We start from the raw sequence: 12,072 nt of genomic DNA, 5'->3' as shown, positions 1-12,072 counted from the left end.
GAACTCGCGAGTTCCTTGCGAGAGGTCACCCCTCGCCCCCGCAGAGTTTCCCACCGTGCGACCTGCATGGATGCTCGAAGAGCCGAGGTTCCTCGCATGTCCTCACCAGTGACCGGACGGGTTCTTGCAGGCTCTTTCCGCACTGCCGGGGAGGGCGACGCGCGCCGCTGCCACGCCCGGTGCCCTCCGATGTGCGGCGCGCAGCGCCGCTGCTTGCGACAATGGTCCGGTGCTGTGGGGGACAGCACCCCGGAACGACGATCGAACGCACGGAGGCGCCCGATGGGGAGCGACGCACGCACAGGGGAGATGCCCGCGATCCCGGAGGACACGGTCGACCTCGGGGAGCGGCTGGATCCCGTCCGGACCCTGCTGCGCCGTACCGCCTCCGGGGACCAGCGGGCCGCCGCGGCGCTGGTGGACGTGCTCGGTCCCCGGATCCACGGGCTCACCGTGCACGTGACGGGCTCCTCGGCCCGCGCGGAGAAGCTGACCGTCTCCGTGCTGCGCTCCTGCCTGCGCGATGCCGCCGAGCTCGCGGCGAGCGGTCTGCCCGGCGAGGCGGCGGTGCTGGATCGGGCCCGCCGTGCGGCGGTGGCGACCGACCCCCGCGGCGACGTGCGCTCCCTGGTCGCCCCGGATCTCGCGGACGATCGCACCCGGGATCGCCGCGAGGTGGACGTGATGCGGGTGCTGCTGGAGCTGCCGCCCGCGCAGCGGGCGCTGGTGGAGTCCGCGGCGCAGGGCCGCTTCGCCTACCAGGGGCTCGAACGGCAGCAGGGGGCGATCGTGCTCTCCCAGGCGCTGGACCGCCTGGTCCCCTTCGGCGGGCCGACGGATGTGGAGACCCGGGCGCTGGCCTCCCTCGATGCCCTCGCCCTGGCCGATGCCGGCGAACGCCTGCGCCTGCGGGACCTGACGCGTCAGCCGGAGACCGCCGGGATCCACCGCCACGCGATCGAGGCCGCCGCGCGCCTGACCCTGCTCACCGCGGTCCCGCCCTCGCGGGATCTGCGCACCGCGGTGCTCGAGGGCTTCGCCGCGCGCCCCACCGCCGCCGCCCCGCTGCGGCCCGCCTCTCCCATCGCGCCCGAGCCCGTCTACCGGGGCGACTACGCCACCCCTGTGCTGGGCACCGACTCGCAGCGCCGGGTGGTGGGCCCGCCCGCGATGGCCGGAGGGCTCCACGGTAGTGCGGCGGAGCCGTCGGCCGGTTCGCCGCGCACCCCGAGCTCCGAGGGCGCCCCGCCGCGCGGCACCCCTGAGGGAGCAGGCGCCCCCGCCTTCGCCTTCCGCTCCGTCGACGAGAAGCAGCGCTCCCGCCGCGATCGGCGGCGCGAGCGCCGTCTCGCGAGGCAGCAGGGGCCCTGGCGTGCTCCCTGGATCTCCCGCACGCTCGCGGTGCTCGCGGTGATCACGGCGGTGGTGCTCGGCTCCCTGCTGATGGATGCCCGGCGCCAGCTCGAGGAGTCCGAGGACTTCACCGCCACCTGGGCGCAGCTGAGCATGACCTCCGATGCGGCGCTGGTCTCCGGGATCAGCGACAACGGCACCTGGCAGGCCGTGCTCTCCGCCGACGGCCTCGCGCTGCGTGCCGAGGGGGTCAGCGGATGGGAGGACGAGGTGCTCGAGCTGTGGGGTCAGGACGGGGAGGAGGTCGTGAGCCTGGGCGTGCTCGACCTGGCCGACGACGGCACCATCGAGTTCTCCGCCTCTCAGAGCGCGCAGCGGCTCTTCATCACCCGGGAGATGCCGCCCGGGAGCGGCTCGGGCATGCCCTCGGACCGCATCGTCGCCGAGCTCGATCCGCGCGCCTCCGGGCACGGGGGCTGACCTCGGGCCCGTCCCGCCGCAGGAGAACGCCGCCCCGCTCGCATCGGCGAGCGGGGCGGCGTCCTCTCCGGGCGGTGCCGGTCAGTCGCGGGTGAGGCGACGGTAGGTCACGCGGTGCGGGCGGGCGGCGTCCTCACCCAGGCGCTCGACCTTGTTGCGCTGGTAGGACTCGAAGTTGCCCTCGAACCAGTACCAGTTCGCCGGGTTCTCCTCGGTGCCCTCGTAGGCCAGGATGTGGGTCGCCACACGGTCCAGGAACCAGCGGTCGTGGGAGACGACCACGGCGCAGCCGGGGAACTCCAGCAGCGCGTTCTCGAGCGAGCCGAGGGTCTGCACGTCCAGGTCGTTGGTGGGCTCGTCCAGCAGCAGCACGTTGCCGCCCTGCTTGAGGGTCAGCGCCAGGTTCAGGCGGTTGCGCTCGCCGCCGGAGAGCACCCCGGCCTTCTTCTGCTGGTCAGGGCCCTTGAAGCCGAACTGCGAGACGTAGGCGCGCGAGGGGATCTCGACCTTGCCGACCTGGATGAAGTCGAGCCCGTCGGAGACGACCTCCCAGAGGTTCTTCTCCGGATCGATGTTCTCGCGGTTCTGGTCGACGTAGCTGATCTTCACGCTCTGGCCGACCTTCAGCTCGCCGCCGTCCAGCGGCTCGAGGCCCACCATCGTCTTGAACAGCGTGGTCTTGCCGACGCCGTTGGGGCCGATGACGCCGACGATGCCGTTCGGGGGCAGGGAGAAGGAGAGCCCGTCGATGAGGATCCGCTCACCGAAGCCCTTCTTGAGGTCCTTGCCGTCGATCACCTGGTTGCCCAGGCGCGGGCCCGGCGGGATGGTGATCTCCTCGAAGTCGAGCTTGCGGGTCTTCTCGGCCTCCGCCGCCATCTCCTCGTAGCGGGCCAGGCGCGACTTGGACTTCGCCTGACGGCCCTTGGCGTTCGAGCGCACCCACTCCAGCTCCTCCTTGAGGCGCTTGGCGAGCTTCTGGTCCTTCTTGCCCTGGACCTGGAGGCGCTGCTCCTTCTTCTCCAGGTAGGTGGAGTAGTTGCCCTCGTAGGGGTAGAGGTGGCCGCGGTCGACCTCGGCGATCCACTGGGCCACGTGGTCCAGGAAGTAGCGGTCGTGGGTGACGGCGATGACGGCGCCCTCGTACTGCTGGAGGTGCTGCTCGAGCCAGAGCACGCTCTCGGCGTCGAGGTGGTTGGTGGGCTCGTCCAGCAGCAGCAGGTCCGGCTTCTCCAGCAGCAGCTTGCACAGCGCCACGCGGCGGCGCTCACCACCGGAGAGGTGGGTGACCGGCTCGTCGCCGGGCGGGCAGCGCAGGGCGTCCATCGCCTGCTCGAGCTGGGAGTCGAGGTCCCAGCCATTGGCAGCGTCGATGTCCTCCTGGAGCTTGCCCATCTCGGCCATCAGCGCATCGAAGTCGGCGTCGGGCTCGGCCATCTCCTCGCCGATCGCGTTGAAGCGCTGGACCTTCTTGAACAGCTCGCCCATGCCCTCCTGGACGTTCTCCAGGACGGTCTTGGACTCGTCCAGCGGCGGCTCCTGGAGCAGGATGCCCACGGAGTAGCCGGGGCTGAGGCGGGCCTCGCCGTTGGAGGGCTGGTCGAGCCCCGCCATGATCTTGAGGATGGTCGACTTGCCGGCGCCGTTGGGGCCGACCATGCCGATCTTCGCACCCGGGTAGAAGCTCATGGTGACGTCATCGAGGATGACCTTGTCGCCCACGGCCTTGCGGGCCTTGTACATGGTGTAGATGAATTCAGCCAACTCGTGTTCCTGTTCGGAGAAGGTGGTCGGGGGATGTCCTCGGCGCGCCGCGACGGGCGCCGCTCGAGGGACGTCGCACTGTCCGACTGTACCCGGTGGCGCGCCCCTCCCAGAGGTCAGTCGAGCGGGACTCCCCGCTCGGCGAGGATCCGGCGGGCGAGGGCCGCGCCGTGCTCCTCGGGCGCCGCCCCCTCGGCCTCGCCGTTGCGGGGCCAGTGATGGGCGTCGATGCCGAGCGCACGGGCCGCCTCGACGTTGTCGTGGCGATCGTCGAAGAAGAGCACGGCGGAGGGGATGGACACTCCCCCGGTCTCGTGCGAGAGCACCTCGAGCAGCACCTCGTAGATCTCCGGCTCCGGCTTCACGGCGCGCTCCTCACCGGAGATCACCGCGAAGCTGAACGCCTCGAACCAGTCGGCTCTGCGCACCGCCTCGCCGAAGGCCTCCGAGGCGTTGGACAGCAGCACCATCCGCACGCCGTTGCGGGCGAGGTCGTGGATCAGCTCCCGCGAGCGCGGGTCCATCCGCAGGAAGTACCGGTCATCGGCTCTCTGGAGCTCGGTGACCTCCTCATCGGTGAGCTCCTCGACGCCGACGGACGCCGCGACCGCGCCCCAGTACTCCGGGGCGCTCAGCGCACCGCGGTCATAGGCGGCGCGCTCATGCCACAGGGCGCGGCCGAGCACCTCGGCGTCCCCGCCGAGCAGCTCGTGGACATCGGGCACCGGGTCATGACCCGCGCTGAGCACGCCTCCGTAGTCGAAGACCACGGTGGGCTTCGGGGGCGTGCGGCGGCGGTTGCGCTTGCTCATCGTGCGCTCACGTCCTCACAGGTGGGCAGGCCCTCGGCGCTGCCGGTCTCGGCGATGGTCTCGGTGGCGGTCAGCGCCTCGTCGAAATCGGCGACGGCGACGACCTCGAGCCCTTCGGGCTCGAAGCCGATCACCTGGTCGCAGTTCTCGGCCGGGGCGAGGAAGAACTCTGCCTCGGACTCCTCGGCGCCGACCATCTTCTGGCGGATCCCGCCGATCGGCCCGACGGCACCATCGGTCGAGATGGTGCCGGTGCCGGCGATGCGGTGCCCACCGGTCAGGGCGCCCGGGGTGAGCTGGTCGTAGACGGACAGGGAGAAGATCAGGCCGGCGCTGGGCCCGCCGATGTTCCCCACCGCGATCTGGACATCCATCGGGAACTCGTAGCCGGCCGCGAGCACCACGCCCATGCGCGGCGCGCCGTCGGCCATCTCCGCAGGAACCTCGAGCTCGATCTCGGCTCCGTCGCGGCGCACCGTCATCGGCACGTCCTGGCCCTCGGGGGTGGCGCGGATCAGCGCGCGATAGCCCTCGACGTCGTCGGCCCTCTCCCCCGCGACGGAGACGATCACGTCCCCGCCCTCGAGCGTGCCATCGGCCGGGGCGCCCTCCTCCACGCCCGCGATCATCACCACGGGCTCGTACTCGAGGTCGAGCTCGTCCAGCGCCACGGCGACCGCTCCCTGCTGGGAGGAGCTCATGGCTGCGACGTTGTTCAGCGCGGTCTGCTCGCGGGTCTGCCCCTCGGGGAAGACGGCCTCCTTCGGCATCACCATCTTGGTGCGGTCGAACCAGGCGGCGACGACCTCGACCGGGGTGACCCGGTAGCCGGGGCCCCCGTCCACGGAGACCGTGGTCATCATCAGCGCGCCCTCGGTGGGATGCGTCTCGGCGCCGTCGATGACCAGGATCTCCTCGTCCTCGTACTCGCCGAGCACGTCGATCGCGGGGCCGGGCCGTTCGATGACATAGGGCACCGGCATCAGCGTGCCGCCCAGGATCATCACGCACAGCAGCACCAGGGAGGTCAGCGCCAGCCCCGGCCGTGCGAGCTGCGCATCATCGATGGAGCTCCTGATGAGCGCCCGAGCCCTGCGGGCGCGGGAGGGACGGGAGGGCTGCGGGGTCACCCGGACATTGTGCCCCACCGGGCCCGAGCGCCCGGGGCGGTGGGGACGTGCCCCACAGCACGTCCCCATGTGCGGATCGGTACGCTGGTGGAGTCCCAGACGATGCTGGAGGTGGCCATGAACGATGCCGCGATCCCGGGTGGACCCGGTGGAATGGACGAGGAGGCGCTCAAGCGCTTCCTGAAGGAGACGTTCGGGGACGCGCTCCCCGAGGGCGCGCTGGAGGGTCTGGACCTCTCCGCGCTGGCCCAGCAGGCGAATCTGCCGCAGGACCCGGCCATGCTGCGGGCCGCGGCCGCGCAGATGCAGCACATGTTCGCCGCGCAGGGCGATGACCCCGTGAACTGGCAGATGGCCGAGGACATCGCACGGCGCACCGCCGCCGGACAGGCCGGGATCCCCGGTGGGGAAGCTCCCGCCGGGACGCCGGGCGATCCCACGCCGAGTGAGTCCTCGATCTCCGAGCTGCGCCAGGCCGCCCAGGTGGCGCGCCTGTGGCTGGATCCGGTGATCGCGATCGACGTGCCGGCCACGGAGCTCGGCGTCTACAGCCGCGGCACCTGGCTGCACCGCACCCTGCCGCGCTGGAAGCCGATCGTGGAGCCGGTGGCGAAGTACATGTCCGGCGCGATCGGCGAGGCGATCGCCGCCCAGATGGGTCAGATGGGTGATCTGGGCGCGGGCATGCAGATGCCCGGCGGCGATCCTGCGGCGATGATGGAGCGCATGGGCGGGACCATGTTCGGCGTGCAGTTCGGCCACGCCATCGGGTCCCTGGCCCGTGAGGCGTCCGGCACCACCGATCTGGGGCTTCCGCTGGGACGCGACGCCGAGCCGGCGCTGGTGGCCGCGAACGTCGACGACCTGATCTCCGCGCACTCCCTGGACCCGGGCGCGGCGCGGATCTTCCTGGCGGCCCGCGAGATCGCGCACACGGCGCTGTTCGCGGCCGCACCGTGGCTGGGTAGGGCCCTGTTCTCCGCGATCGAGGATTACTCGCGCGGGATCACCCTGGATCTCGATGCGCTCGACGAGATGGTGCGGGGCCTGGACCTCTCCGATCCCGAGGCGATGCAGGCCAAGCGCCCCGAGGACATGTTCGTCTTCACCCGCCGCGCCTCGCAGGAGCGGGCGCTCGAGGAGCTGGCCACCACGCTCGCGCTGATCGAGGCGTGGGTGGATCACGTGACCACCGAGGCGCTCGAGGGCAAGCTGCCCGATCTCGAGGCGATGCGCGAGGTGCTGCGGCGCCGGCGCGCCTCGGGCGGCCCGGCCGAGCAGATGCTCTCCCAGACCGTGGGCATCGAGCTGCGCCCGCGCCGGGTACGCGAGGCGCGCTCCTGGTGGGAGAGCGTGCTGGCGACCGAGGGCGCCTCCGGTCGCGAGGCGAAGTGGGACCACCCCGATCTGCTGCCCACCGCGGAGGTGCTCTCGGGCACCCCGCAGGCACCCCGCCAGGCCGCCTCCGAGGAGGAGGCGGAGGACCTCGCGCAGGTCTCCCTGCCCGAGGACTTCGACGCCGAGCTCGCGAAGCTGCTCGACGGCGACGGGCACGAGCAGGCCCCGCAGGAGGACGAGCAGGGCGGCCTGCGCCGCCCCGGCGCCGAGGAGGCCGACGGCACGGAGGACTCCCCCGACGGCGACGATGACCGCTGACCGCTCCGAGCGGGTCCCCGCGCAGGTCCACGAGCACGCCCACGCGCAGGTCCACGAGCAGGTGGCCGAAGCTCTGGCCGAGCTGGCGCTGGCCGGCTCTGCGGTCTCCGCGCCGCAGCTGGTGGAGCAGTACCGGCACCTGCTGCGCACGACTCCGCGCGGCCTGCTGCGCGAGGGCGGGCCGCGACATCTGACCGCGAGCGCGATCGTGGTCGATGCCGACGGCGACCACGTGGCGCTCCTGTGGCATCGCAAGGGACGCTTCTGGGTCCAGCCCGGCGGGCACCTCGAGGAGGGCGAGACGAGCCTCGAGCGCGCCGCCCGCCGCGAGGTGGCCGAGGAGATCGGGCTCGAGGAGCTCGAACGGATCGGACCCGGGCCGGCGGTGCTGCATCAGCATGCGCTCGATGCGGCCTTCGGGGCCTGCGCCGAGCACTGGGACGTGCAGTACCTGTTCCGTGCCGCCGCACCCGCGTCTCAGCTTCCCCTCACCGCGAGCGAGGAGTCCCCCGAGGTGCGCTGGGTGCCGTGGCCGCGCACCGGCGAGGGCACGGCCCGTGACGCCTCCGCGCTGCCGGAGGGCACGGTGGCGGATCTGGCCGCGACCCTCGAGGCGCTCGCGCCCTATCTGGCGCGCTGGAGCGGCAGCTCCCCCGCCTCGTCCTGACCGATCACGTCCTCGCCCTCGGGCGGCAGGTGCTTGGCCCAGGAGACCCCGTCGAGGAAGCCCTGCGCCTTCTCGGCCTGCGGGTAGCGCGCCATCAGCGCCTTGAACTCCGGGCCGTGGCCGGGCACGAGCAGATGCACCAGCTCGTGCATCATCACCGAGCGCACCACGTAGTCCGGCATGCCCTGCAGCTGATGGGACAGGCGGATGGTGCCGTCCGAGGGGGTGCACGAGCCCCAGCGCTGGTTCTGCCGCGTGGACCAGGTCACGGAGGTGGGGTGCGCCCGGCCGCCGAGATATGCCTCACTGACCTCTCGCGCCATCTGACGCAGCGAGGCATCGCTGCGGCGCGCCGGAGCTCGCCGGGCCTCCTTCGCGACCAGCTGGTCGACCATCTTCGTCACCCACTGCTTCTCCTCGCGGGCGCTGAACGCGGCGGGGATGGCGATCACGAGGTCCCCGTCGCGGCGCGTGATGGAGACGGTGCGGCGCCGGCGCGCGCTGCGGCGCACCAGCACCCGCTCTCCGCGGGGGCCGAAGACGTGCTCATGGAGGACGAGATCACTCATGGGGACAGCCTGGCACGTCCGATCGACGAGAAAAGTTCATCCACATCTGTGCATCACCAAAGGGCCGGTCAGACCGTCGTGACCGGCGGATCCGATCGTTCCTCCACAGCCGCCCCACCGTCATCGACACTCTGTCCACAGCGGAGACCGAGTTGTCCACAGCGGATCCCCGTCCCTCCTTTGACCCGCCCGGTGCGCAGGCGCTAAGTTTCCCTCCACGTGGGACCCCGGGATAACTAGCAGGACGCACACGGGGAAGGTGCGCGTGGTGCTGAGCGCCCCCGGGGTCCCACGGCCCTCCAGGCCTCACGCCGCCTACGGGGCCTCCGATGTCGGCTCGTCGTGCGCACTTCCTCAGCTCCTCGCAGAGCTCCTTCCACCCGAAGCGCGCGACGGGCCGCCCCGATCGGGCCACATTCCCCCACCTCCGGATTCGTGCACGCCCACCCGCGCCGTTAGAGTGGATCCGGTCCGGACGCCGCGGCGTCAGCTGCGCGTCCGGGATGTCCAACCATGACAAGCAACGAGGAGCGGATATGGCCGACGAGACCTATGCCGGAGAGTTCTACTGCGTCAAGTGCCGTGAGAAGCGAGAGGCCGAGGGCAACGTCGTCGTCTCCAACGGTCGTCGCATGGCCAAGGCCGTGTGCCCGGAGTGCGGCACCAAGCTGAACCGGATCCTCGGCAAGGCCTGAGCCGAGTTCTCCCATCAGGCGATCCGCTCGCGCTGATCGGCCAGATGCCACGAGGGGCGGGGCACCGTGACGGTGCCCCGCCCCTCGTGCGTCGGGGACAGGTCGTGCGGGGCCGCTCACGCGGCGTCCTGCACCGGGTTCTTCCGCGGCCGGCCGCGGCCGCGCTTGACGGCGATGATGCGACCGGAGTCGAAGATCGCGCCGCCCCACACGCCCCAGGGCTCGGCCCGGTCCAGGGCCCCCTGCCGGCACTCCTCGATGAGGGGGCATCCGGCGCACAAGCTCTTGGCCTGCTCCAGATCGGCAGGGCGCTCGGAGAAGAACAGATCGGCGGCGTCCATGTCATGGCACGGCAGCATGCTCGCGGAAGCGACCGCGGGGTTCAGGAAAGTGGTCAGAAGAGTAGTCATCGTCTCGCTGCTCAGAGAATCGTCGGGAAGGACGTGCCCGTGAGGGGCAGGGGTGCGGCGGCGGTGCCGCACCGGCAGCGAGGGAAGGCCTCGTCAGCTCAGGCTGGGCACCGCAGGGGCATTGCCCCGTTCGCGCTGCAGAAGGGAGGGCGCGCCGATCGGGCGCAGGCCGTCTCCTGCGAGATTCCAAGTGCTGTTCACTGAGGCCACCCCCTTTCGTAAGCGCGCGCTCCGGTGTCCCGGACCACGACGTGGACGATTGACAGGGATGACTCTACACCCCTGGACAGATTCGTAGAAGTATTTTTTGACCTGCGGTTTCAGGCCTTCTCGACGTGATCGGTCAGGATCTCGAGCAGCTCGGCGCCGAAGCTCGCGACCTTCCCGGCACCGACGCCGGGCACCTCGAGCAGCTCCTGCTCGGTGCGCGGCGCTCGTTCGGCCACGGCCTCGAGCGCCGCATCGGTGAGGATCGCGTAGGGCGGTGCGCCGCGGCGACGCGCCTCGTCACGGCGCCACGAGCGCAGCTCCGCGAGCAGCCCCGCACCGGCCTGCGAGGGGCAGCCCTCGTGCCGTCCGCGCCGCTGTTCGGCGGGGCTGACCAGTCCCTGCCCGCACACCCGGCATTCCGCGAACACGGTGGCCGAGCGCCGCCCGGTGCGCCGTGCGCCGGCCCCGGGGGAGGTCTTCGGGGAGTCGGGATGCTCGAGCACCCCGTCGAGGAAGCGGGAGGCCCTGCGGGAGCCGCGCGCGCCCGGGGTGCGGGCGGCGGCCCAGCTCACGGTGAGCAGATCCCGCGCCCGGGTGAGGGCGACGTAGAACAGCCGCCGCTCCTCCTCGACCTCGGCCGCGGTCTTCGCCATCGAGATCGGCAGCAGCCCGTCGCTCGCGCCGACCACGAACACCACCGGCCACTCCAGTCCCTTGGCGGCGTGGACCGAGGCCAGGGTCACGCCGTCCACGACGGGCGCGGCCTGCGACTCGGCCCGCTCCTCCAGCTCGCGCACCACCTCCTCCATCGTCGCTCCAGGACGACGGGTGACGGTGTCGGTCAGGCCCACCAGGGCGTTGAGCGAGTCCCAGCGCTCGCGCACCGCACCCGTCGTCTCGGGCGCCTGGGGGGACCAGCCCTGCTGGGAGAGGATGTCGCGGACGGCGCGGGCCGGGTCGATCTGCTCGACGCGCGTGGCGGCGCGCAGAGAGACCATCGCCCGGCGCACCTCCTGTCGCTCGAAGAAGCGGTCCCCGCCGCGCACCAGGTATCCGATGCCGCGGAAGGTGAGCGCCTGCTCGAAGGCCTCGGACTGGCTGTTGGTGCGGAACAGGATCGCGACATCGGAGGCGGGCCTGCCCTCGGCGATCAGCGCCTCGATCCTCTCGGCGACGCCGTCGGCCTCGGCGGGATCGTCGGGGAAGGACTCCACCAGCGGCGGCGGCCCGCTCTCGCGCTGGGAGACCAGGGTGAGGCGGGAGTCGCGGGTGCGGCCCTGGGCGCCGTCCAGCACGGTGTTGGCCATCCGCACGATCTCCGGGGTGGAGCGGTAGTTCCGCTCGAGCCGGATGGTGCGCGCACGCTTGAACTCGCGGCGGAAGTCCAGCAGGTAGGAGGCACGGGCCCCGGCGAAGGTGTAGATGGTCTGGGCGGCGTCGCCCACCACGCACAGATCATCGGAGGTGCCCAGCCACAGGCGCAGCAGGGCGTGCTGGAGCGCGGAGACGTCCTGGTACTCATCGACCACGAAGTGCTTGTACTGGCCGCGGACCTCGCGGGCGACGTCGGCCCGTTCGCTGAGGAAGCCGACCAGGTGCAGCAGCACGTCCTCGAAGTCGATGACCCCGCGTTCCTTCTTCACCTCCTCGTACTGGGTGAGGATGCGGGAGATCGAGCGGGAGTCGAAGCCCGCCACGCCCGGCCGACGGGCCTGCTGCGCGGCCTCCGGATAGGACTCGGGGGTCAGCATGGACACGCGGGACCACTCGACCTCGGCGACGATGTCGCGCAGCGCGGCGCGGTCCACGCTCAGGTGCAGCCGCTGGCAGGCCTCCCCCACCCCGGCGAACTTGTTGGTCAGCAGCTCGGGCATCGGCCCGCCCACCACGCGCGGCCAGAAGTGGCGCAGCTGCCGCAGCGCAGCGGAGTGGAAGGTGCGGGCCTGCACCGCGGGCACACCGAGGTCCCGCAGCCGTGAGCGCATCTCGGCGGCGGCCTTGGCGGTGAAGGTCACCGCGAGCACATGGCGGGGGTTGAGCTGCCCGGTGACCACGCCGTAGGCGATGCGGAGGGTGATCGCGCGCGTCTTGCCGGTGCCGGCGCCGGCGAGCACGCAGATCGGGGCGCCGAAGCTGCTGGCCACCTCGCGCTGCTCGGGATCGAGCGCGGCGAGCAGCGCCTCCGCATCGGTGGGGGCGGGGGCCTCGGCGGCGGGGTCAAGGGCGTGGTCGGTCATCACCGTTCATCCTGCCAGGGAGGTGCGACACCCCGCGGGGGCTGTGGACGGCGGGTGCCTCACACCACCGCCGGCCCCTCCGCGCTGCG

10 protein-coding genes are annotated in these 12,072 nt (G+C 71.8%); 4 read left to right on the top strand and 6 right to left on the bottom strand.

Annotated features, from left to right (window positions below; all coding sequences use genetic code 11):
- Positions 1–282 precede the first annotated feature (282 nt).
- On the top strand, positions 283–1,833 hold the full coding sequence (locus BN4251_RS00575; RefSeq protein WP_087483238.1) for a hypothetical protein: 1,551 nt from the start codon (positions 283–285) through the stop codon (positions 1,831–1,833).
- Between the two features lie 81 nt (positions 1,834–1,914).
- Here the strand turns inward: BN4251_RS00575 and ettA are convergent, their stop codons facing one another.
- The 3 genes from ettA to BN4251_RS00560 form a co-directional block, all read right to left on the bottom strand.
- The gene (gene ettA, locus BN4251_RS00570) at positions 1,915–3,597 is read right to left on the bottom strand and encodes an energy-dependent translational throttle protein EttA (protein ID WP_087483237.1); all 1,683 of its coding nucleotides are present in this window, start codon (positions 3,595–3,597) and stop codon (positions 1,915–1,917) included.
- Positions 3,598–3,713: 116 nt separating this feature from the next.
- Positions 3,714–4,409 (bottom strand): HAD family hydrolase, encoded by a 696-nt coding sequence (locus BN4251_RS00565; protein WP_087483236.1) that lies wholly within the window; start codon positions 4,407–4,409, stop codon positions 3,714–3,716.
- A complete protein-coding gene (locus BN4251_RS00560; protein ID WP_245810135.1) occupies positions 4,406–5,539 on the bottom strand; it encodes a YlbL family protein in 1,134 nt (377 codons plus the stop codon). The genes BN4251_RS00565 and BN4251_RS00560 overlap by 4 nt, the downstream gene beginning before the upstream one ends.
- 117 nt (positions 5,540–5,656) lie before the next feature.
- Here BN4251_RS00560 and BN4251_RS00555 point away from each other — a divergent pair, with 117 nt between their 5' ends.
- Positions 5,657–7,195, top strand: coding sequence for a zinc-dependent metalloprotease (locus BN4251_RS00555; RefSeq protein WP_087483407.1), 1,539 nt, complete (start codon positions 5,657–5,659; stop codon positions 7,193–7,195).
- A complete protein-coding gene (locus tag BN4251_RS00550; protein ID WP_087483234.1) occupies positions 7,185–7,862 on the top strand; it encodes an NUDIX hydrolase in 678 nt (225 codons plus the stop codon). Before BN4251_RS00555 ends, BN4251_RS00550 begins: the two co-directional genes overlap by 11 nt.
- Here the strand turns inward: BN4251_RS00550 and BN4251_RS00545 are convergent.
- Positions 7,820–8,431 (bottom strand): M48 metallopeptidase family protein, encoded by a 612-nt coding sequence (locus BN4251_RS00545; protein WP_087483233.1) that lies wholly within the window; start codon positions 8,429–8,431, stop codon positions 7,820–7,822. The genes BN4251_RS00550 and BN4251_RS00545 overlap by 43 nt on opposite strands.
- Positions 8,432–8,967: 536 nt before the next feature.
- On the opposite strand from BN4251_RS00545, the gene BN4251_RS00540 reads away from it, so the two are divergent.
- Positions 8,968–9,126, top strand: coding sequence for a DUF5679 domain-containing protein (locus BN4251_RS00540; RefSeq protein ID WP_010551122.1), 159 nt, complete (start codon positions 8,968–8,970; stop codon positions 9,124–9,126).
- A gap of 116 nt (positions 9,127–9,242) precedes the next feature.
- On the opposite strand, the gene BN4251_RS00535 is transcribed toward BN4251_RS00540, so the two are convergent.
- Together BN4251_RS00535 and BN4251_RS00530 are read right to left on the bottom strand one after the other, a co-directional pair.
- A complete protein-coding gene (locus BN4251_RS00535; RefSeq protein WP_087483232.1) occupies positions 9,243–9,536 on the bottom strand; it encodes a WhiB family transcriptional regulator in 294 nt (97 codons plus the stop codon).
- Positions 9,537–9,856: 320 nt separating this feature from the next.
- A complete protein-coding gene (locus BN4251_RS00530) occupies positions 9,857–11,983 on the bottom strand; it encodes an ATP-dependent DNA helicase UvrD2 (RefSeq protein ID WP_087483231.1) in 2,127 nt (708 codons plus the stop codon).
- Positions 11,984–12,072: the final 89 nt, after the last annotated feature.

Origin of the sequence: Brachybacterium massiliense, assembly GCF_900184245.1 — a bacterium.
GTDB classification, from domain to species: Bacteria; Actinomycetota; Actinomycetes; order Actinomycetales; family Dermabacteraceae; genus Brachybacterium; species Brachybacterium massiliense.
Note: the sequence above shows the minus strand (reverse complement) of the source record. Positions and strands in the feature narration are given on the sequence as shown.

Bases quoted from the DNA above. Each gene is read 5' to 3' on its own strand.
- BN4251_RS00530 (WP_087483231.1), bottom strand. From the start codon at position 11,983: ATGACCGACCACGCCCTTGACCCCGCCGCCGAGGCCCCCGCCCCCACC.
- BN4251_RS00575 (WP_087483238.1), top strand. From the start codon at position 283: ATGGGGAGCGACGCACGCACAGGGGAGATGCCCGCGATCCCGGAGGAC.
- BN4251_RS00565 (WP_087483236.1), bottom strand. From the start codon at position 4,409: ATGAGCAAGCGCAACCGCCGCCGCACGCCCCCGAAGCCCACCGTGGTC.
- BN4251_RS00535 (WP_087483232.1), bottom strand. From the start codon at position 9,536: ATGACTACTCTTCTGACCACTTTCCTGAACCCCGCGGTCGCTTCCGCG.
- BN4251_RS00540 (WP_010551122.1), top strand. From the start codon at position 8,968: ATGGCCGACGAGACCTATGCCGGAGAGTTCTACTGCGTCAAGTGCCGT.
- BN4251_RS00555 (WP_087483407.1), top strand. From the start codon at position 5,657: ATGAACGATGCCGCGATCCCGGGTGGACCCGGTGGAATGGACGAGGAG.
- BN4251_RS00550 (WP_087483234.1), top strand. From the start codon at position 7,185: ATGACCGCTGACCGCTCCGAGCGGGTCCCCGCGCAGGTCCACGAGCAC.
- BN4251_RS00545 (WP_087483233.1), bottom strand. From the start codon at position 8,431: ATGAGTGATCTCGTCCTCCATGAGCACGTCTTCGGCCCCCGCGGAGAG.